Source organism: Agrobacterium tumefaciens, assembly GCF_005221325.1.
Classification (GTDB): domain Bacteria; phylum Pseudomonadota; class Alphaproteobacteria; order Rhizobiales; family Rhizobiaceae; genus Agrobacterium.
In genome coordinates this window covers 40,733-63,447 of sequence record NZ_CP039890.1, presented here as the reverse complement: position 1 = coordinate 63,447, position 22,715 = coordinate 40,733, and the positions used below count along the sequence as shown (strand labels likewise).

At 55.3% G+C, this 22,715-nt stretch carries 13 protein-coding genes; 11 read left to right on the top strand and 2 right to left on the bottom strand.

All coding sequences use genetic code 11. From position 1 onward, the window contains the following. Positions 1 to 137 precede the first annotated feature (137 nt). The 6 genes from CFBP5499_RS25745 to CFBP5499_RS25720 all read left to right on the top strand — a co-directional run bounded on the left by CFBP5499_RS25745 (position 138) and on the right by CFBP5499_RS25720 (position 5,880). Positions 138 to 923, top strand: coding sequence for an alpha/beta fold hydrolase (locus CFBP5499_RS25745; protein ID WP_080830430.1), 786 nt, complete (start codon positions 138 to 140; stop codon positions 921 to 923). A 481-nt stretch (positions 924 to 1,404) separates the two neighbouring features. After that, positions 1,405 to 1,851, top strand: coding sequence for an excisionase (locus tag CFBP5499_RS25740; protein ID WP_080830429.1), 447 nt, complete (start codon positions 1,405 to 1,407; stop codon positions 1,849 to 1,851). Continuing rightward, positions 1,841 to 2,419 (top strand): PIN domain-containing protein, encoded by a 579-nt coding sequence (locus CFBP5499_RS25735; RefSeq protein ID WP_080830428.1) that lies wholly within the window; start codon positions 1,841 to 1,843, stop codon positions 2,417 to 2,419. The genes CFBP5499_RS25740 and CFBP5499_RS25735 overlap by 11 nt, the downstream gene beginning before the upstream one ends. Positions 2,420 to 2,568: 149 nt before the next feature. Continuing rightward, positions 2,569 to 4,929 (top strand): hypothetical protein, encoded by a 2,361-nt coding sequence (locus CFBP5499_RS25730; protein WP_080830427.1) that lies wholly within the window; start codon positions 2,569 to 2,571, stop codon positions 4,927 to 4,929. A gap of 220 nt (positions 4,930 to 5,149) precedes the next feature. After that, complete coding sequence (locus CFBP5499_RS30615) at positions 5,150 to 5,449, top strand: hypothetical protein (RefSeq protein ID WP_080830426.1); 300 nt, start codon at positions 5,150 to 5,152, stop codon at positions 5,447 to 5,449. Continuing rightward, positions 5,449 to 5,880 carry a type II toxin-antitoxin system VapC family toxin gene (locus CFBP5499_RS25720; RefSeq protein ID WP_080830425.1) on the top strand — a complete coding sequence of 144 codons (432 nt, stop codon included), beginning with the start codon at positions 5,449 to 5,451 and terminating at the stop codon, positions 5,878 to 5,880. The genes CFBP5499_RS30615 and CFBP5499_RS25720 overlap by 1 nt, the downstream gene beginning before the upstream one ends. Before the next feature lie 108 nt (positions 5,881 to 5,988). On the opposite strand, the gene CFBP5499_RS25715 is transcribed toward CFBP5499_RS25720, so the two are convergent. Continuing rightward, positions 5,989 to 6,402 carry a helix-turn-helix domain-containing protein gene (locus CFBP5499_RS25715; RefSeq protein ID WP_130932607.1) on the bottom strand — a complete coding sequence of 138 codons (414 nt, stop codon included), beginning with the start codon at positions 6,400 to 6,402 and terminating at the stop codon, positions 5,989 to 5,991. Positions 6,403 to 6,458: 56 nt separating this feature from the next. On the opposite strand from CFBP5499_RS25715, the gene CFBP5499_RS25710 reads away from it, so the two are divergent. Next, the gene (locus CFBP5499_RS25710; protein ID WP_130932596.1) at positions 6,459 to 6,827 is read left to right on the top strand and encodes a hypothetical protein; all 369 of its coding nucleotides are present in this window, start codon (positions 6,459 to 6,461) and stop codon (positions 6,825 to 6,827) included. A gap of 449 nt (positions 6,828 to 7,276) precedes the next feature. Further along, complete coding sequence (locus CFBP5499_RS25705) at positions 7,277 to 7,948, top strand: response regulator (protein ID WP_080830423.1); 672 nt, start codon at positions 7,277 to 7,279, stop codon at positions 7,946 to 7,948. A gap of 23 nt (positions 7,949 to 7,971) precedes the next feature. Here the strand turns inward: CFBP5499_RS25705 and CFBP5499_RS25700 are convergent, their stop codons facing one another. Beyond that, positions 7,972 to 9,459 (bottom strand): sensor histidine kinase, encoded by a 1,488-nt coding sequence (locus CFBP5499_RS25700; RefSeq protein WP_080830422.1) that lies wholly within the window; start codon positions 9,457 to 9,459, stop codon positions 7,972 to 7,974. A 369-nt stretch (positions 9,460 to 9,828) separates the two neighbouring features. Between CFBP5499_RS25700 and CFBP5499_RS25695 the strand changes: the two genes are divergently transcribed. The 3 genes from CFBP5499_RS25695 (at position 9,829) to CFBP5499_RS25685 (ending at position 22,685) form a co-directional block, all read left to right on the top strand. Further along, positions 9,829 to 18,384: a peroxidase family protein gene (locus CFBP5499_RS25695; protein WP_080830421.1), complete on the top strand. Its 8,556-nt coding sequence runs from the start codon at positions 9,829 to 9,831 to the stop codon at positions 18,382 to 18,384. 172 nt (positions 18,385 to 18,556) lie between these two features. Beyond that, complete coding sequence (locus CFBP5499_RS25690; RefSeq protein WP_080830420.1) at positions 18,557 to 20,293, top strand: type I secretion system permease/ATPase; 1,737 nt, start codon at positions 18,557 to 18,559, stop codon at positions 20,291 to 20,293. A 46-nt stretch (positions 20,294 to 20,339) separates the two neighbouring features. Then, complete coding sequence (locus CFBP5499_RS25685; protein ID WP_080830419.1) at positions 20,340 to 22,685, top strand: calcium-binding protein; 2,346 nt, start codon at positions 20,340 to 20,342, stop codon at positions 22,683 to 22,685. The last annotated feature ends 30 nt before the right edge of the window (positions 22,686 to 22,715 follow it).

Here is a 22,715-nt window from a genome sequence, read left to right as displayed (position 1 = left end):
CGAGACCCGTTGTTACGTCGCATCGCGAGATTATTCGATATTACGCGCCGATCACATCGGTGTGACGATGTAAGATTGGGGTATTCCCAACGAAGGACTCCTCGAAGCATGTGCTTTATGATGAAAGGAAGTCCGGAATGATCATGAACAGGCGCACATTTTCAACTACTATGCTTGCCGGCGCGGCAGCATCAATGCTTTCAACCAACGGCATGGCCGCATCGGCAGTCGGCCACCCAGAAAAGGCCCGTAACGTTGTCTTCGTCCATGGGCTGTTCGCAGATGGTTCCTGCTGGAGCGAAGTGATATCGAGGCTGCAGCCTAAGGGCTTGAACATCACATCCGTGCAGAACCCTCTGACTACTCTCTCGGAGTCGGTTGCTGCTGCGGAGCGAGTACTGGCGCGGCAGGATGGGCCAACCGTACTGGTCGGGCACTCATTTGGAGGAATGATTGTAACTCAGGCCGGCATGCATCCTAATGTGTCTGCGCTCGTGTACGTCGCCGCGCGTGCACCCGACGCAAACGAGGATTTTGGCGCTTTGGCGAAAACCTTCCCTACTCCACCTGCTTCTGCCGGGATTGTTTTCGACGGTGAGGAAGGGAGACTAAGCGAGAACGCATTCTTAGAGGATTTCGCTGGTGACATTCCAAAGGCCCGCGCGAAAGTGCTGTATGCAACGCAGTACCCTTTCCAGAAGACGCTGCTCGCGGGCAAAGTCACAGAAGCGGCATGGCGCCATAAGCCCAGCTATTACGCGGTGTCTAGCGAGGACCGGACGATTAATCCAGACCTCGAGCGGTTTCTCGCGAAACGAATGGGCGCTAACACAATTGAATTGAAAGCCAGCCATTTATCGCTGATCTCGCATCCTGATGACATCGCCGATCTTGTTGTGAAAGCAGCAGGCTACGCCGCTTAAACGCGATGCGCGACGACTTAGACCTCGCGTGCATCGATCACTGCGAAGTGAGCACGTCATGCTGATGCCTGGCGCCGAATGCCAGACCCGCAATCGCGGAAAAGAATAGCAGACAACTCCGTTTGCTCTCCTCGGCTTAACGTGGGCTTCGGTGCCAAGTGCGGATTATCTGCGTCACTTCATGAGAGGTGACGCAGATGACGTGATCCTCCATTGAGGATGAGGCATATTTGTGTGTCCAGCCAGGGCGTGTGTGGGAAAGCAGTTCGGCGGGTCCAGCTGAGCGAGCAAAATGGTAGCCCCTCTCGCACGCCCTGCGGCGACGTATTTTCAGTTGATCTTGAACCAGCTCATCGCCTTGATCGGAATCGAACCGGCGTTCCGAAGAACCGCCCCATCACCGCCATCGCAACCAACCCACACTTTCAGTTATTGCAGATAGAGGTCTCTCTCGCTATATTGGCTGCTAAGGAGATATCGCATGGCCAGCCAAATTGTTCATTTCGCCAGACTGTCAGATCGCGATCGAAAAACAGCAATGCCGTTGCCAAAGCTGGTTGCCGGTGACAGGCTGGAACTCCACGTTCGTGATGCAGGTGGCAAGGCGCGCACGCTCCCGATCCCACCCTCGGCCGCCGCAGCTGTCGAAGCCCTTCTGGCGCATATGCTGCGCGGGGAGCGCGTTGCAGTGCTGGCCGAGGACCAGGAAGTGAGCCCAAGTGACGCTTCAGCCATTCTCGGCATCTCTCGTCCGCTCGTCGTCTTGCGCATGGACCGTGGCGATCTGCCATTCCGCTACGTCGGCAAACACCGCCGCGCCCTCCTGAAGGATGTGCTCGCGTTGAAGTCGAAGCTCGACAAACGACAGATGGCAATGGAAGCACTTGCCGAGGACACAGAGGACCTGATCGAGACCTATGGCCTCTAATCCGCCCGTCGCGGTCTACGATGCCTGCGTCCTCTACCCCTTCCACCTCCGCAACATTCTGATCCAGTGCGCCTTCGACGGTCTTGTCGGGGCGCGCTGGACCGACGATATACATGATGAGTGGATGCGCAATCTCGCCGCCAACACACCAGGTTTGTCCATCGACCGTTTGAGAGCCACGCGCGACCGGATGAACGCGGTCCTCCCAGAAGCCGTCGTGGCTGACTATCGCCCGTTGATTCACGAACTCACGCTACCGGATCCCGATGATCGACACGTCCTCGCGGCAGCCATCGCAGGCAAAGCCTCCGTCATCGTCACCTGGAACCTGAAGGACTTTCCCGCAAGCAACCTTCTTGCCCATGGTGTGACGAGCAAGTCGCCAGATGATTTCCTCACCGATCTCCATGCGGCGTTTCCGGAAGCGCTAATCTCCAGTGTCAAAAGTGCGAGGCATAATCTGCGAAAGTCGATTCCATCGGTTGAGGCGTTCGTCGACGCGCTTCATCAAGGCGGGTTGAAGAAGTTTTCAGGGATGCTTCGCCGCAACATAACCGGATTGAAGTGAGCCCGCGCAATCCTTGAAAAATTGACGAGACCGCCCGACGACTTCTTTGGGTTGTCGGGTCGTCCTTATAGACTTTACGGATTCTTAACCGTCTACCACTAATTCCGCACGCCCTCGGCCTGAGGCCCCGAGAGAATACGGGATGACACATGCCAAACGAAGACCTTTCCAAACGCCATTTCCAGAAAAAGATCTCGACCTACTGCGATGTCCGCATTGTTCCTGTCGCGCCGGATCGGGTAGTTGACAACGTCCGCGCCTACCTTCTGGCGTTAATCACATTTCGAAAGACACCCGCTCTAGCGAACAACCGCTATGATTGGCGGCAGATAGCGCACGATTGTGGGATCGATGAAGCGCTGACGATAACGTTGAAGAAACAGCTGCGACCAGCGCTGGATGCGATCATGCGCTGGCTGAAGGAGCCGCTTGTAGAAGACGATGCTCCGAAAGGCAGAAGACTGCAAGCTGCGCCGATATCCGGTGCCACGGGAAAGTTTACCCCCTCCCCGACAAGCCAGCATCACGAAATCGAAGAGATCGAGAGCTCGCCCTCACCTGGCCGCCCCGGCCCTAAGCCGAGATCAGTTTCTGACAAACCAGAACCCTTGTTCGAGGCCAACGAAGACCCGAGTTCATTCGCCGATGCACTCGCCTATCAAATGCGCCGCTTTGGTGAGAGTTACTGGCAACTCCACCGGGCGGTCGTTCGCATAGACGAAACCTTTGATGCGAAGACCTTGCTGTCGTGGATTGAGGGCCAGCGTGTGCCGCGCTCGGTGGCAAGCTTTGATATCCTTTGCCGGATCGAGCGCAGATATGGCTTGGAGCGAGGCTATTTCAAAGCCAAACTGCCACATCAGTCCAGGTCCTTATATGGCCACGATCTGGAAGACATCAGCCCGGCGGAGCGGCGCCGGCTTGCCTGGCATCTTCCCGACGACTTCAGCAGCCTGCCTTTTTCAAAGCGCGCAGAGATCCTGGAATGGGTCCGGCGCGTCATCATCTCGGGGTCGACGGATTACAGGCGTTTCCAGGCGGCAGCAACGAAGCAGCGCTACGCAATCCGGTTCCCTGGGATCACATATGGCGGGAGTGCACTTACTCCTCGACTAGCGGCTTCTAGCTGGCTGCGAGATGAGGACGAAAAAGGGCGTTTGACCAAGGCTTTCGAGGATCCAGACCTGCTCTCCGGTGTCGTTGACGCACCCCCTCGGCTTGCGATGGAGATGGCAGATCTCATCCGCTTCAAAACGTCGACTCTCACCGAGATCGGCTTCCGCAGAAATGGCGTCTGGAATGAGGAGACCGCCAGCCAGAAAATCGAACATCTCGGCCTGATGTTTGGGGCACTTGCGGCATCCCCGAACGGGGTTGTCAAAGGCCGAGGCGTGCCGCTCAATCGACTTACCTTCGGCCTCCTGATCTTCCCGGGCGTGTGGGATTGGTATCTGCAGTGGCGCGAGCGCCGTCGCGGCTTCTTTACTAAATGGGAAGACGACATGCTGATGGTGGCCATGGCCCTTACTCGCGCTGAAGTCGGCTGGCTTCGCCAACATCCCGAACTCCTGCACAACGTGAAGCCGATCGAAGGACTGCTCACGACAGACGAGATCGAGTCTGCTCGTCGGGACTGGCATGGCGCATGCGAAAACTTCCACCGCCATGCCGCCAACCGTTCAAAAGAAATCCAGCGGGTGATGCGCGTGCACCGCGATCCATTCGAGCCGATCATGTGCGTGCTGGAAGCGGAAAGCCCGCTCGCTGAATATCGGAAGATCACCGAGGAGATCTTGAAGCGTATGCCCGACGAGCACCGCTACCCGAGAGCGGCCGCTGAGGCGGTCCGTTCGTTCCTTATGCTGAGGCTGGGCTTACATCTCGGCCTCAGGCAGAAAAACCTTCGGCAATTGCTGGTCTGCCCACGCGGACAATTCCCAACGGCAGAACGCCGGCTCGAAGACATGAAGAGAGGCGAACTGCGTTGGAACGAACGGGAGCGTGGGTGGGAAGTCTTCATCCCATCCAACGCTTTCAAGAACTCGGGCTCCTCCTTTTTCGGGCAGAAGCCGTTTCGTCTGGTGCTGCCGGATCTTCTTGACCTCTACACCTATCTCAACGCCTATATCGAACGGCACCGGAAGGTGCTCTTGGGACGCGCGCCCGATCCCGGCACGCTGTTCGTCAAGACAGTTAAGACGACCAGCATCGACGCCGCTTACAATCAGACGACGTTTTACGAGGCTTGGCGGTTAGCGATCCAGCGCTACGGCATCTACAACCCCTATACAGGCCGCGGTGCCATTAAGGGTTTGCTACCACATGGTCCACACAACGTCCGAGACGTGCTTGCCACTCACATCCTGAAGCAAACAGGATCCTATGAGCAGGCCAGTTATGCCATTCAGGACACGCCCGACGTCGTGCAGCAGCACTACGGACGTTTTCTGCCTCAAGACAAAGCAGCATTAGCTGCGCGGATCCTCAATCAGGTATGGGAGGCAGCTTAGTATGTTGGATGCGTCGCTCAGGCCATTGCAGGCATATGCGCAAAATGTCCGCAGCCGTCTGGGACACTACTTATCGTCTCCGCCTTGATGGGAATCGAACCGTCAACCCCGCAATTTTCCTCAGCTAGTTCACGCCCCATGCATTCAACATTAGGTCCAATAACACTTGCAGAAGAATACGTCTGCCGCTACATTACTGGATATATATCCGGAGGGTTCGATGGCAAGTTCTCAGACACGTGCAATTCAAAACTATAGGAGCCGCCTAGGCGACCGCGGCCTTGCTCGTTTCGAGGTGCTCGGACGGGATAGCGACCGGAGCCTGATCAGATCATTAGCGCGCCGGTTAGCGGAAGATGGCCCGGAAGCAGCCAGCTTGCGCGCCGTCGTGAGCGAAACGCTTGCCGGAGAGCCGCCTATAAGAGGGGGTATCCTTGCAGCTCTCCGCCGATCGCCCCTTGTTGGAGCAGAACTCGAAATCTCACGTTCCCGCGAAGGAGGTCGAGAGATCGATTTGTAATGCGTTATCTGCTCGACACGAATATTCTTAGCAACATTATAAAGCCCGAACCGTCAGCGTCACTACTAATATGGATGGCGGAGCAAGCTGACGCTGACTTATTCATCGCATCGCTCACCATCGCTGAAGTACACCGAGGAATTCTGGAGAAGCCGGCGGGCAAGAAGCGTGCCGCTCTCGAAACCTGGTTTGCCGGTACTGAGGGGCCACGCGCACTCTTTGCAGGACGCATACTTTCGTTCGACGAAAAGGCCGCGCTCATCTGGGGGGAGTTAATGGCACAAGGAAAAGCGGCGGGCCGCCCAAGAAGTGCATTGGACACGATTGTCGCGGCCATTGCCCAGTCCAATGGCTGTATTGTGGTGACCGACAATGAGCGAGATTTTCAGGGGGTCGAAATCATCAATCCTCTCCGGCACACCGCAATCTAAAACGGCCAGCAGCTTTACGCTCTTGAACGGATTCGAACCGCTAAGCTCTCAGTGCAGCTTGGTTCAATAAGTATGTCAGTGAGATAACGTTGCGCAGACGCGCATCATTCATTTTTTGTCCTGCTCAGCAAGAGCGGTTACGAGCTCAACAATCTTTCGTCGAATATCTGGGTTTCTGATCTTTAGAAACGCCTGATTGAGGTGAAGCCCTTCCGTTGAAGCCAGGAAGAGCCCATCCGCAAGTGAGGAGAAAGTTTTAAGATTGTCGATAGCGTCCCCTTCGGTCCCCGGAGCATCCTCGAAGAAAAACGAAATGGGTACATTCAAAACGTTAGCGATATTCTGGAGGCGACTGGCGCCAACGCGGTTCGTGCCGTTTTCATATTTCTGAATCTGCTGAAAGGTGATTCCGAGAGCTTCACCAAGGCGTTCTTGACTCATTCCGCTCAGTTTACGTCGCAACCTTATGCGTCCTCCGACGTGAACATCGATGGCGTTAGGTTGTTTCTTCTGAGCCTTCAAATTGGTCATCCTTACATGCAAATCTCAAAACTAGTTTGTCCACGCGATCGCGTTTCTTGCAAGAAGTCGTCAGAAAGATTCTCTTCATTCCGACGGCACTGCAACAAGGAATTATAGAAGAGAGTGCTGAGTCGTTAAATCTTCGATTGGCACTGGCCAAGGTGTTGCTTCGAGCGCATTGTTCGCAATGGGTGGTAGAGGGCTGGCATATGGAGAAAGCTTCCGTTATCGTACTTGCGGTTTTAAATGCTCTGGCATTTCTGGGCGTATCAGCCATCGCTTTTGGTTGGATAGGGCCGTCGAAGGGCCTGGATGAGACATTTCGTGCCGGTGCATATGATTGTCTTCGCAATGGGCGGCACGATTGTAATGTCACACCAAGCCCGCCCAAAGAATGTGGTAAGTTGACCGCGCCACAGGCGTAACTGAAACAGACGACTGCTTACTGTATACGCGATTTGGCGGAGCTTCTGGTGGGTCGCTCTGTCGGAGCGCGCGACTGTGTCCAGTTGGCTGAAGCTGGGTCTCGGAAAATCTTTGCCGTGAGTGAGGGCACTTGATGTGATGCTTCGGCGGCCTTGAATGTGACAAATTGTACCGCATAACGACTTTCGAAAAACGGCGGCACACCCTCGGACTAAAGTTGCCTTACACCAACTCCGGTCGTCATTTTCTAATTTCGCCTTTTCTTATTTCAACGCCGCCGCGTCTGGCGAGGATGGCCTAGATATTTTTGGTCCTGTAATTCGAAAGGGCTAATCCTACTAATACTTTAGGCCCAAAGTTTTCCCGAGACATCTTCATTTATAGCAAGTTGTTTAGAGCAATTCTATTGTGGTACGTTTACAGCCTGAATAAACGTGGGGGTTGATAAATGTCTTTGCCAGTGTTCGCGCCTGTATCAGTAGCATTTGTCGACGATCACCCTATACTTCTCGAAGGGCTCGTAAGTCTTTATTCGGGCAAAAGTGATCTCAAGATTGTTGGTGAAGGCCACAATGCGGTGGATGCCATCAAGCTCGCGGAGCAGCTCTCCCCCGACGTTATCGTCATAGATCTCAGCATGCCAGGCGACTCTATGGCGGCGATTGAGGTTATAACCCAGACGATGTCCGCTACCAAGGTCGTGATCTTCACTGCTACCTCCAGTATCGAAACCGCAGTGAAGGCTCTCAATATCGGCGTATCAGGATATGTTCTCAAGGGAAGTAGCTCTACGGACCTCCATGAAGCAATAATTGCCGCCCACAAAGGCGAAAAATACATGACGCCTGGCTTTGCGACGAAGGTCATTATGTCAATGAAAGCTGCAGAAGCGCGGCAAAAAGCGATGCAAAATAAACGTCTCAGTGCGCGGGAGGAGCAGATAGTCGGCCATCTGATGAGAGGGCAGACAAATCGCGAAATTGCCCATAGTCTCGACATCAGTGAGAAGACGGTCAAACACTACATGACAATCCTCATGCAAAAGCTTGATGTGCGCAACAGGGTTGAAGCCGTACTTGCTGCCCAGAAAATTAATACGCCGAGTGATCTTTTCAACTGAAACAAGCAAGCGAGGTCATGTGGTTATTCGCTTGTATTCGGGCTCGACAATTGATTGATCGGCAAAACCGCGACAACAATCGTGCCAGCCAGACGTCTGAAGACACGCATTTTTCCGCCAAATGATCTCACGCGCCGCCTCTGGCTCGTAATGCCAAGCTTCACCCGCGCAGCTGCTTTTTGATCAGTGTGGACGACACGTTCACCGAGATCTGCCACGACAACGATCAACTTGTTATCGTGGATCCGGTAGCGAACTTTCTGCTTATTGCTCGAGGCGTGTCGGAATGCATTCATGAGCCCTTCTTGAATGAAGCGATATACGCATACGTTGAGGTGAGGCTTATATACTTCGTGCGGTATCAGACCATCCATCTCAACAGGGAATGCTGTGAGATCGCGATATCTCGCGACAGCTAGCTTGATGGTCTCACTTAAGCTGAGCTCATCAAGCTCTGGCAAAGCCAGGCCTGCAGAGATCTTTCTGAGATCTACCAAAACGCTTGAAACAAATCTGAGAAGCTTTTCGAGTTCCTTGTCGACGGGTTTTCCGCTCGTTCGCTGCTCTGCGACCATGTCGCTCAAGCGAAGATTGATGAGTGTTAAAACCTGAACCGGCCCATCGTGAAGATCATTGCCAATCTGGTCGAGTATTTTCTCGTTTAGCTTCCCGGCCTCAAGGCGGGCATAATCTGCCGCTTTTCTGAGTTTGTCGTTCTGCTCCCATAAATCCAGAGCGTTGAGAAGATTTGCTTCGATCGCATGCTTCTGCCGGACGATAAGGCGACTTGCCGTTAGAGCAATAAGATACAGAAGTCCCAGCATTGGAAGCGTGATAGCCGCAACGATAAGGAACGTTCCACGCTGAGCCGAACGAAGCTCGCCGATGAGATAATTTGGCTCTTCATAAAACTCTCCGACAAGAATGATCTTGCCGTTTTTGTCGCGCAGTAGCGGCGCATAGACTTCGATCAGGAGGTTCTGTTTTTCATCGCCCGTATAGGCGTGTTTGTCGACCTCTGTGCGGGACACGACGATTTCACCCGACAGGGCGGCCTTCAACTCGTCGAATACCCGTGGACGTTCAATTTTCTGGTTGTTTGTCGAGTAGAATATACTGCCGTCTGCCTTCCAGAGCTTGATCGTGCGAACATGCTGACCAAGAGGTCCCGTGCCGAGAAGTGTCTCAAGACGAGAGGCAAGGACGGGATTGATCACATCATTGCTGATGTCAGCCTCCTCGATGAGAGGGGACACGAAGGTCTCAAGATAAAGTGCCCCTACTCCACCCGCCCCTGCGAGCATTGCGCGTTCAACGCGATCTGAAGCCCACAGCGTCAGACATGACATCAAGACAATTATGATCGGAGACATGAGGATCATGAATTGTGTTGAGAGATGTAAGGCTCGAAATCTTTCGAGTAAAGATCGCCAGGAAAGCTTCCCTTTCACCGGTAATTCAGAAGGCGGATTCTTGACAGGATCGGTCTCGTTCGGTGGCGAAGATCTCATTTGTGAACTCGCAGGTCGTTTTCACCAATGTGGTCTCGAAAGTCTGACTTTTAATTAATTTCACCGAACATGCGGCGATTTTTGCAGTCCAGAGTGTGCAATTCGTTATCGTTGCAATCTGACGCGTAGCAAGGGCTGAACTTCTCAGACCAAAGTCCGATGTCCACTCCGACGAAGGGGCATGAAAGAACTGGACCATGTGAAGTGTCACAAAGCAAGCGTTTCCTGCAACCTGTGATCATGAGGGCTAAGGGGACCTTCTTCTTGTAAGGGGAAGATATGTTGATTGGGCTGAGGGCCAATCAAGACCTTTCAAAGCCTCCATCAATGTAACGGCGTTTTAGCGCACTGGCGCTTTTGGAGGGGAAAATGGCTGCTTTCACACTCAACCAGGCTGACTTGGCATTTGTTCTTCATCAGATCAAAGTCGCAGAAGTCCACGCGTCCGGTGTGCCACTCACTGAAATCCGGCTCAACCCTGATGGAACAGTGATTTCCGACCGGACACAGTATGATGCTGTGACCGGTGTCTATCTCGGAAACGCAGCAACGCCTCGCGCCATTCCCGATCCCCATGTGCCAGTTGGACTTCGTACCGTCGACGGCACCTATAACAATATCGTGGCAGGCCGGGAACTTTGGGGGGCTGCCGACCAGGCCATGCCGCGTGCGCTCGATCCGAATTTCCGCAACGATGCCGATGGCGACACGATGTCACTCGGCGGCCCGGCCGTCGTAACGAACACCGACTACAGTGTCGTTGGCGCACCTTCCGGAACAAATGGCGGTCATACAGGAAACGTTGCCGACGCGGATCCGCGCATCATCTCGAACCTCATTTCCGACATGAGCATCAATAATCCGGCTGCAGTATCGGCCTGGTTCAACAACCCTCTGGCGGTTGCGGCGTGGGAGGAGGCTAACCCTGGAATGGTGCCCGTGGCGCCTGGAGAACCTCTAGGCACGAACGGTGTATACCTCACCAATGCCGACCTTGCTTCGATCCCGAACATCGCACCTGACGAAGGCCTCTCGGCGCCGTTCAATGCGTGGATGACATTCTTCGGCCAGTTCTTCGACCATGGCCTCGACCTGATCAGCAAGGGTAACAACGGCTCAGTATTCATTCCACTACAGGCGGACGATCCCCTTGTCCTCGGCGCCGATGGCATTGCCGGTACGCCCGACGACCTGCCTCCTAGCCTGCGATTCATGGTCATCACCAGAGCAGACCCTGTCGATGGTCCCGGTGCAGACGGGGTTATGGGGACGGCCGACGATACGCATCACGAGGCCCGTAACACGACAACTCCGTTCGTTGATCAGAACCAAACCTACACCTCGCATCCGTCGCATCAGGTTTTCCTGCGTGAATACGCAACCGTTGGAGGCGTCACCGTCGCGACCGGACGTTTGCTTGATGGCCCTCCCCCGGCAGGTTCTCCCGCGGGAACACACGGTGGCCTTCCGACATGGGCGGATATCAAGGCCAACGCTCTTCAGTACCTCGGTATTCAGTTGAGTGATGCGGATGTCGTCAACCTGCCTCTTATCCGCACCGATCAATACGGCAATTTTATCCCCCATCCGGTGACAGGTTATGCGCAGGTTGTGACGGGTATCGGTGCAGACGGCATTCCAAACACAGCAGACGATGCAGTCGTCTCCGGCACACCGTCAACGCCTATAAACACGTTCGCCTCGCTGGCGTTACGTACCGGCCATGCCTTCCTGGACGACATTGCGCACAACGCCAATCCATTTAACAGCCAGACTGGCGCTCTGAAAACTGCGGACGCCGACGGTGTCGTCAGCAGTGGCCCCCTCGCATCGGGTGTTTATGACGATGAGCTGCTCGCACGGCATTTCATCACAGGTGATGGCCGCGGTAACGAGAACATCGGTCTAACCGCAGTCCATCATATCTTCCATTCCGAGCACAATCGTCAGGTCGACTCCCAGATGCTGACGATCCTGCAAAGCGGCAATATCGCTTTCATCAACGAATGGCTGGCGACAGATATCGGCGGCCTCCCCGCTGACTTTGAAGATCGTCCTGCGATCGATCAGCTTGCTTATGCACAAAGCCTGAACTGGGACGGCGAGCGCATGTTCCAAGCAGCCAGGTTCGCAACCGAGATGCAGTACCAGCACCTCGTGTTTGAAGAGTTCGCGCGCAAGATTCAGCCCGCGATCGATGTCTTTGTTTTCAACTCGGTCACGGACGTCAATCCGTCGATCTTCGCGGAATTTGCCCATACCGTTTACCGCTTTGGACACTCGATGCTGACCGACGGTATGCCACGCGTTTTCCTGAACGCGGATGGTACGGAGACGCCAGCGACCGAACCTGAGCTCGATCTCATCGAGGCTTTCCTCAATCCGGTCGCCTTTGATCTCAACAGCACCATCAGTGCAGATCAGGCCGCTGGCGCGATCGTGCGTGGCATGGTCGTCGAGCATGGGAATGAAATCGACGAATTTATCGTCAGCTCCCTGCGCAACAATCTGCTTGGTCTGCCGCTGGATCTCGGCGCGATCAACATTGCTCGCGGCCGCGATACGGGCGTGCCTTCGCTCAACGACGCCCGTGCGCAATTGTACGCGGCAAGCGGCTCCACATTCCTGAAGCCCTATGACAACTGGGTTGATTTTGCCGCCAATCTGAAAAACTCCGCATCCGTAATCAACTTCATTGCAGCCTATGGCACGCACGGAACAATCACCGGCGAATCCACGCTGGCCGGAAAGCGTGCGGCTGCGACCGCGCTCGTTATGGGCGGTGCCGGTGCCCCTGCGGACCGCGTTTCCTATCTCACCAGCACAGGGACATGGGCAGGTGTGGAAACGGGCCTCAACCTGATCGATCTGTGGATTGGCGGCCTTGCCGAAAAGAAGATGCCCTTCGGGGGCATGCTCGGCTCGACATTCAATGCGATCTTCGAAATGCAGCTCGAAAACCTGCAGGATGGCGACAGATTCTATTATCTGACCCGTACGCAGGGCCAGAATTTCCTCAACATGCTGGAGCAAAACTCGTTCGCCAAGATGATCATGGCGAATACGGATATTGCACAGCCGGGCGCTGACGGGATCAGGGGTACGGCAGACGATATTATCGCCCGTCACCTCGGCGTTGACGTCTTTGCCGATTACGATTTCGTCCTCGAGATCAACAAGGCGAATCAGGTCGGCGAAGACCCTGTTGGGGACGATCCGATCATGGCCGCTCTCGGTCTTGGTAAAGTTCAGCGCGATGATCTCTCCACTGCCGACGTTGACGAAAGTGTCGCTGACACCAGCGCCAATCAAAGCGGCAGCACAGGACACTACCTCCGCTTCACGGGTGGTGAACACGTCGTGGTCGGCGGCACGATAGGCAACGATACCATTATCACTGATTTCGGCGACGACGGTATCTGGGGCGACGCCGGAGACGACCGCATCGAAAGCGGTGCTGGGGTCGACCTCGTTAACGGCGGTGCAGGCAACGATATCATCACGGACTCGGGCGATACCGGCGACTTTGTGAAGGGCGATGAAGGCGACGACGTGATCGCCAATTCGAACGGCATGGATATCGTCATGGGCGGAACTGGCAAAGATGTCGTCTTTGTCGGTGTCGACGATACGGAAGTGTTCGGCGGCGATGGTGACGACTTCATCCTCGGTGGTGACGGCGTTGATATGCTTATGGGCAATGAAGGCGACGACTGGATCGAGGCAGGTGGCGGTTTTGACACCACGGCTGGCGACAACTCCGAACTGTTCTTCAATTCGTCGATCGTTGGTCACGACGTCATGTTTGCCGGCAATGAGGAGCACGATTTCGATGCTGAATCCGGCGACGACATCATGGTCCAGGGTGAAAGCGTCATGCGTAACGAGGGTATGTTCGGCTTCGACTGGGCAATCTTCAAGGACGTGGAAATGGACGCCTACGCTGATATGCGTATCCCGATTTTCACCACGGAACAGGAAGATATCCTTCGCAACCGGTTCGACAAGACTGAAGCGCTGTCCGGCTGGAACTACAACGACACATTGCTTGGCGACGATCGTGTCTTTGGCGACGTGGTGCCTGGCGATACGGTTGCCACGACCGAGGGTATCTTCTTCAACGATGGTTTGACGCAGGCGGGCGTCGATCGAATTGAAGGCCTGCGCGAACTGCTTGGTAACCTGATCGCAGCGGCTCCAGCCAGCGGAAACCTGGAGGCGATTACCGCCTTCGATCGCGGTAACATTCTCCTGGGTGGGGCAGGCAGTGACTCACTTCGCGGCAATGGTGGAGATGACTTCCTTGATGGTGACGCGTGGCTGAACGTTCGCATCCGCATCACGCCTGCCGGCGCGGAAAATACGGATGGCAACCAGATTGCTACGGTCGACAGCCTGAAACACGTCTTCACTGAAGACGAGAATCCAGCCTGGGCTGGGAAATCGCTCTTTGAGTTGATGATCTCTCGCACCATCGTACCAAGCCAGTTGCATATTGTTAGGGAGATTGTCTCATCAACAACGCCGCTTGCAGGTGATGATACCGCCGAGTTCAACGATATTCGTGCAAACTACACGATCGTCAGAAATGGTGATGGAAGTTTCACGGTGACCCACAACACGGTTAGCAACGTTGTTGATCCATTGACCGAGCGTAATCTCGTCTCCGATGGCGTCGACACCTTGCGAAACATAGAGGCGGCACGGTTTTCGGACGGTATCGAGGTAGCTCTCGTAAACCGGGCGGCAACAGGTGTGCCGGTGATTAGCGACACATCACCGACTGAGACGCAGACATTGACTGCGAACACGTCCGATATCGCCGATGCGAACGGTCTGGGAACTTTCAGTTTCCAGTGGCAGACATCAATCAATGGCACGACCTGGACCAATGTTGGAGCGAACTCGGCGAGTTTTACACCCCAGCAGGCACATGTGGGCCAACAGGTGCGGGTGGTTGTTAGCTTCGTCGATGGTTTCGGCTCTGCCGAACAGGTCGTGTCAGCCGCAACCCAGGTCGTGGGTGACGTGATTAATGGCACTAATGCGGCCAATACAATCAATGGAACCGCTGGGGCAGACATAATTACCGGAAACGGCGGTAACGACATCGTCAATGCAATGGGCGGTGACGATGTCATCAACTGGAGCGCGCTTCCACCCCACGGGCGCGATAGAGTCGACGGCGGCACTGAAGGCTTCGATGGCGACACCTTTTCTATACAGGGGTCGCCATTGGCGGAAACGTTCAGGGTCTACACACGTGCCGCAGCAATCAGCGCGGGAATGAGCGGCATCGCCGCAGGAACGGAAATCGTCATCACTCGTAACGGGACGAACAACGCCTCCATTATCGCGGAACTGACGGAGATCGAAGAAATACTCATCAACACCGGTGCGGGTAACGATACCGTTCTGGCGATAGGCAACTTTTCTCCGACCAACCTCAGCTTCAACACCATCACCATCAACGGTGGTGCGGACGACGAGACCGTCAACATTTCTGGATTGATGTCAGCACACCGTATTCTCTTCCGCAGCAATGGTGGCGACGATACGATCGTTGGAACCCTTCGTCCTCAGGACGTTGTCGAACTGGCGCCGGGACAACAACTCTCCAGCTACACCCTTGTGGACAATGGCAACGGAACAAAGTCATTTTCGAACGGCACGCATTCGATCACTTTCACAGGTAGTGTCGTGCCCCAGTTCCAGGAAGCGACATCAGGTGAAGACGGCGACGATATTTCCGGTCACTTCGAATACACACCAAGTGATCTAGCTGGTCTGAAAGCACTCGTGAATGGTCTTTCTCCCAACGATGGTGATGATCCTGTCCCAACAGGTGTCCGCACCCTTTCCGGCCATGGCAATAATGCTGCAGATCCCGACGCAGGTGCTGTCGATACACCATTTATCCGCATCACCCAGTCGCACTATGGCGAGCCGGACGCCTTCGGAAATTCCGCGATCAACCCGATCTTTGACGGGCTCGATCCCCGAAACATCAGCAACATTCTGGGTGCACAGGAAGCGAACCTTCCAAAAGCCGATGCCAACATCTTCTTCATGGCCTTTGGACAGTATTTCGACCACGGCCTGGATTTTCTCGGAAAAGGCGGAAATGGCACGATCCAGATTGGCGCTCCCGGAAACGGAGCCCCCGGCTCCGGCAATCCGGCTGATCTGACACGCGCTACCGTCGCCTACTACGACGATGGCGTTCCACAGCACATAAACAAGACATCGCCGTTCGTCGATCAGAATCAGGCTTACGGTTCGAATGATCTCGTCGGACAGTTCTTGCGCGAAGGCGATGGGTCAGGCGGTCTGGGGGCACACTTGCTTCAAGGCGGTGCGGATCCATCCAACCCCAACTTCAAGCTGATGCCGACATTGCGTGACCTCATCCTGCATCACTGGGAAAACGACACGGTTTTCCACTCACCGACACTCGCGGGCGGACAGGCGAGCTTCCGCTCCTATTTCCCGGGTCTCGTTACGGCAGGTGTGATCAATGAAGCTATAATCTCCGGGCTTGCCTCGGACTTCATGGGTAGCACGCACGCACTGCTTCTCGACACCAACCCCTACATCAGTCTGCTTGATCACTACGTGGCGGGCGATGGCCGGGCGAATGAGAACATTGCCCTCACCTCAATGCACACCATCTGGGCCCGAAACCATAATTTCCATGTCGAAGGCCTTGAGGCAGCCGGCTTCGATGGAACTGCTGAGGAACTGTTTCAGGCTGCAAAGATGCTCAATGAGGCCGAATATCAGCGCGTTGTCTTCACCGAGTTCGCAGACAAGCTGATCGGCGGCATTAGAGGAGACGGCGACCACGGTTTTTCGGAATACAATCCGAACGCGACGGCAGCGATCAGCCATGAATTCGCCGCTGCTGTCTATCGGGTTGGTCATTCGCTGATCGGCCAAACCATGACGGTCCTCGATGAAGATGGGAACCCGACCCAGGTGGCATTGTTCGATGCCTTCCTCAATCCCACGAACGATCCAAGTGCCTTCAAACTGCCGCTCAGCACGCTTGCGCAATACGGATACGTGCCACAGGAAGGCTATGAGCAGCTTGGTGTGAGTGCCATCCTCGGTGGGATTGCGACACAACCTGCCGAAGCCGTCGACTTCAACATTGTCGACGCCGTACGAAACGACCTTGTGCGTATCAACGCCGACCTGTTCGCCTTCAACGTTGCACGAGGCTGGGACGTCGGACTTGGAACGCTCAACCAGGTTCGCATGGACCTCGCAGCATCCACAGACCCCTATGTCGCAGAGGCGCTAGGATATGCAGGAACAATGACGGCCTACACGTCCTGGGAAGATTTCCAGAGCCGTAACGGTCTCTCTGATACCGTAATCGCCCAGTTCCGTCAGGCATATCCAGACCTCGTTCTCGAGGCCGGTGAAATCGATGCGTTCCGCGCGATCAACCCGGATATCGAGATTGCGATGCAACCGAACGGAACCGGCATCGTCAAAGGCATAGATCGCGTTGATCTCTGGGTTGGAGGCCTTGCCGAGAAACACATCAACGGCGGCATGGTCGGTCAGACATTCTGGGTCGTCCTGCAGGAACAGTTCGATCGCCTTCAGGAAGCTGATCGCTTCTACTATACGGAGCGTTTCGACGATTTCGATTTCTACGAAAACTTCATCGACGGCCAGGAGTTCGCCGACATCATCGCGCGAAACACGGGTCTGACGAACCTTGACGAGGATATTTTCTCGCCGAACGTCCAAGACAACGAGGAAGAAGAGGAAGACGACGACAATAATAACGACGACGACGATGATGACGATGATGACGGCGGCGCCAACGGTGGCGGCGATGACGATAACGAGGAGGAAGAGGAAGAAGAGGACGACGGCGAAGACGACAACAATGATGATGATGACGACGATGGAGATGACGACGACAGTGGCAGCGGCGACGACGACGACGACGATGACACCTGCTCGCACGATGACGACGATGACGATGGCCCCGTTGTCTCTGTCCCGATTGCAGCCCTTGCCCTAATCGGTACCGCTGCAGGTGAAGTACTCGCCGGGCAAGCAGGCGATGACACGATACTTGCGGGTGGAGGCTCGGACGTGCTGTCTGGGGATGCCGGTTCTGACATCCTGAGGGGCGAAGACGGCGACGACGTGATTGTCGCGGCTGCGGGCAACGATGTTGCAAGTGGTGGCATTGGCGATGACGAGCTGCACGGCGGCGCCGGTCACGATGTACTCTTTGGAAATAACGGGGCCGATCTTCTCTTCGGAGATTCCGGCAACGACACTATCGAAGGTGGTGCCGGTGACGACCAAGCTTGGGGTGGCGATGGGGACGATATCGTTCTTGCCACTGCCAGCGATGGAAATGACAGGTATTGGGGCGATGGAGGCAAGGATACGCTCGATTATTCCGTCGCAACGACCAACGTGACCGTAGATCTCGGTACAGGCCTCATGGGACACGGCACTGCCGTCAGCGCCACGACAGGTAACGATACGTTCTACGGCTTCGAGAACTTCGTGGGTGGCTCTGGTCATGACGTGATCACTGCATCGAATGCTGCGAACGTGATGGATGGCGGTCTTGGCAACGACACCTTCCGCTTCACAACGACGAGTGCAGCCAATGGCGACAGCATTTACGGCTTCCAGCCTGGCGACAAGATCGACTTCTCAGCAATCGACGCCAACACAGGTGTTGCGGGTAAGCAGACCTTCACAATCAACAGTCCAGCCTCGCTGACTGCGACCGGAGGCATTGCGATTACGCACGAAGTTCGTGACGGCGAGGACTTTACGGTCATTCGTGGTCACACCGATGCAGATGGGAACGCCGACTTTGAACTGGCGGTTTCCGGAAAGCACCATCTGACCAACAACGATTTCACAGGAGTTTCCTGACCAACCGAGAGCGAACGGGGGACATCCCCCGTTCACTGCGAATTCCCAACGCCGGTGAGGACTGGCACCGGCGTTGCAACTGAAATGGGATGTCTTGGGTCAATCAAATCACTCCACGACATGCCGCGAACTTAACGCCGAATGTCGGCAAAGTTTCCAGGGGGAATTTCAGATGAGTGGCACCTGCAACAAAAAAGAAAACCAAATAAATGGCTTAGGTGGCTTGATGATGTTTGTCTTCGGCCTGTCCGGCATCATCAATATTCTGGCCCTGACCGGCGCCTTTTACATGCTCCAGATCTATGACCGTGCGTTGACCAGCGGAAGCGTGTCGACGCTTGTTGCATTGTCTGGCCTAGCAATTGGCCTTTATCTTTTCCAGGGTCTCTTTGATATTCTTCGGTCACAGATCTTGGTGAGGCTTGGGGCAAGACTGGATACTCAACTGGCCCCACTCGCCCACAAAGTCGTCATTGACATGCCGCGCTATGGTTACTCCACGGCTGAAGCGACAGAGCGTGGGCGGGACGTCGATACGATCCGCGGCTTTCTAGCGAGCCCCGGACTAATTGCGCTGTTCGATCTGCCCTGGATGCCAATCTACCTCGTATTCGTTTGGCTTCTTCACCCGATGCTCGGCATGCTGACAGCTGGGGGAGCCGTGGTCCTCGGTCTTTTGACGCTGTGCACGGAACTTCTGACACGTCGTCACGCCAAAGAGATGCTGAAGTCGACGGTCCTGCGAAATGCAGTGATAGATTCCAATGCGCGAAACAGCGATATCATGCACTCAATGGGCATCGCTGATCGGGCCGTCAGCCGTTTTGAGCGCGCCAATCGGCGTCATCTGGATACGCAAACCAAGACATCCGATATCTCCGGGACATTCTCAGGCCTGTCGAAGGTACTGAGAATGATGCTGCAATCCGCAATTCTCGGGCTTGGCGCATATCTCACAATCAAAGGTGAATTGTCGGCTGGTTCGATCATCGCATCTTCGATAGTGACCGCACGCGCACTTGCACCGGTCGATCAAGCAATCGCGCAGTGGAAGGGAATGGTCTCGGCTAGGCGCAGTCATGCGCGCCTGAAAGAAACGCTGGCTGTTCTCGACGACAAGACGGCACTTTTGAACCTTCCCGCTCCAAAGGAAACATTGACCGTTGAAGGTATCACAACCGTCGCGCCCCATAGCGGTGCGGTTCTGTTGAGTGATGTTAGCTTTGAGCTGAAGGCTGGCCAGGCGCTTGCGTTGATCGGCCCGAGCGGTGGCGGGAAAACGACCCTTGCCCGATCCATCCTCGGCATCTGGCCGACACTTCGCGGCTCAGTGCGCATTGACGGTGCGGATCTCAAGCAATGGCCTTCAAGCTTCTTCAGCGAACATGTAGGCTATCTGCCCCAGGACGTCTGTCTGATGGATGGAACCATCGCAGAGAACATTTCGCGTTTTGCCGAAACGCCGGAGGCGCGCACGATCCTTCAGGCCGCAAGGGCAGCAGGCATCCACGATATGATCGTTCGCCTGCCGAATGGCTATCAGACGGAGCTCGGACCGAATGGCATGTCGCTTTCCGCCGGTCAGCGCCAACGTATCGGGCTTGCAAGGGCGTTGTATGGCAGCCCGTTTCTTGTCGTACTCGACGAACCGAACTCCAATCTCGATGCCGAAGGTGAAGAAGCACTGATGAAAGCGATTGCCGCAGTGCGCTGTCGCGGCGGGATCGTGGTGGTCGTCGCCCACCGCCCTAGCGCACTGCAATCTGCCGACATGGTCGGCGTTGTCCAGAACGGCAAGCTCGTGGCGTTCGGTCCAAAGGACGAAGTTGTGAAAGGCCCACAACCACAGTTGCTTCGCTCAGAACATACACGCGTCCAGGCGTCGTCAGGCAATACTCCGGCAGAATGAATTTGTTCCGTTGCAACGCATAGAGGCAACAGGAGGAGAACAGACAATGGAAGACAAACTTGTTCTTGGGCTGCCTGACGTAGCAGCCTCCATAGCGCCAAAGAACCGCTTTGAGGTTCAGGAAAAACCAGCCCCGCGCTACTGGAGCATTGTGAGCCCGGCAATCGCATTTGCCGCGATCGGCGCTTTTTTTGGAAAGCTTCATTCCGAAACGCACGTCGAGGGGCCGGATTCGCCGGATGAACGACAAATTCTAGACTCAACTGCCGAAACCGTCGCGAGTTCGAACGATGCTTCGACAAACATCGACATTATTGAGGAAGTCGCCGCGTATCTTCGCCAGGTTGCAGAAGAAGCTGGCCGTGCCGAACGGAAGGTAAGGTATTTCGCGGAAGGCATCCAGTTACCCTCCACGTTCCACGCAAGGGTCGACCTCAATCTCGAAAATCATACCTTTCGTTCGTTCCTTCAATCGCTTTCCGCAAACGACAATCATCGGGTCAGCGGTTACTTTGGGCCTTTGACGCGACTCGGCGCTTTGGGCAACGAAACCCCTATCGTCTGGCACGAAAGCGACCGGTGGGAACGTGGCGGCATTTCAACTGAAGCGCCGCGTTCAGATGAAAATCCGAAAGGCCACGACCTGCCGTCAACTGGAGGCAGTTCTCCTCCTACAAGTAATACACGCCCGAACAGATTGCCCGTGGTTGCGGGACGGGTGCTGCTAGGCAGTGGCTTGATGAACCTTTCTGCACTGATCCTTCTTGATAATTTGGCATCGGCTGCGACCGACCCGGATGGCGACACCTTGTCGATCCGAAACCTGCAGGTTTCGTCTGGCGTCATACAGAGCTATGGCGACGGTAAATGGCTGTACACACCTGAGCGTGGCTACACAGGTGAAGTCACCTTCACATATGGCATTAGCGATGGAACCGGAGCTGTGCTGGGGACGGCGATGCTGGACCTCGTAAAAGCGGCGCCACACGCCGTTGAAGGTACCAATAACGATGATGTCCTACTGGGAACCCCCGAGGAAGACATAATTGCAGCCCTCGATGGGGACGACATTGTCTACGGGCGCGAAAACAATGACGTCATTTACGGCGGCGATGGAAATGACACGCTTATCGGAGGGACTGGAAACGACACCATCTATGGCGAGAGCGGCCACGACCGGATCTTCGGTGGCGAGGGTGACGACGTCATTTTTGGTGGTGAAGGAAACGACGAGATTTATGGCGAAGAAGGCGCTGACATCGTGTCCGGAGGTGATGGCGATGACATTGTCAGTGGGGGATCCGGCAATGACCATATCTTCGGAGACGTAGGCAACGACCGCCTTTCCGGAGATGTTGGGGATGACCTGCTCGATGGCGGTGACGGCAACGACATGCTGTCGGGCGGTCTCGGCAACGACGCCGTAGTCGCTGGAGCCGGCAACGACACCATCGTCATCGGCGCTGGCCCCGAGGAAGCGCGAGCACCAGCGCAACTTAATGCCGTTAGCGATGGGAACGACACATATTCCGGCGGCGATGGCTTCGACACGTATGACGCATCGTCGGCTTCTGAAGCAGTGGTCGTTGACCTTGCCGCCGAGACTGCATCGGGTTCTGAGATTGGAACAGATAAGGTCGTTGGATTCGAGGCTGCAATCGGCGGCAGTGGAAACGACACGTTGACCGGCGATGACGGGAATAATCTCCTGATCGGAGGAACTGGCGACGATCGACTAACCGCAGGCAGCGGCAGCGATATCGTCAATGGTGGCGCTGGCGATGATACGGTAGTCGTTCTCTACACGAGCGACGGATCAAGCGATGGCGACGATCAATATTCCGGCGGAGAAGGGATCGATACCTACGACGCTTCCGCGACAATTACGGCAGTCATCATTGACCTTGAAGGTGGCACAGCAACGGGGGTTGAGATAGGGACGGATCAACTGGAGGGCTTCGAAGTCGCCATTGCCGGGCTCGGCGACGACGTTCTGGTCGCCAATTCGGATATCAATTTTTTGACGGGTGGCGCGGGCAACGACGTCTTCATTTTCCGTTCGGTGGAAACCGTGTCCAACAACGGGCAAGGAACAGACAAGATACTAGACTTCCAGATCGGCGATCGGATCGATCTTTCCGATCTCGCAGATGAAATCGGCGGGCTGATGTTCGACCGCATCATGGGCGAGATCGATGACCAGCAGGATGTGCGGCGAATTCGCCTTTACAGCGAGTTTGCCGACGGCGAGACAGCCATTGTTCGCGCCGTCATCGATCTAGCGGGCGAACAAGACGATCTCGAGCTGCTGATCTACAGCCATCAGACATTGACCGAAGATGATTTCATTCTTGCGGCTCGTGATGAGGACGCAGGATTGGCACGGGCGTAACAAAAAGGGCGAAAGCCATATCGGGGAGTC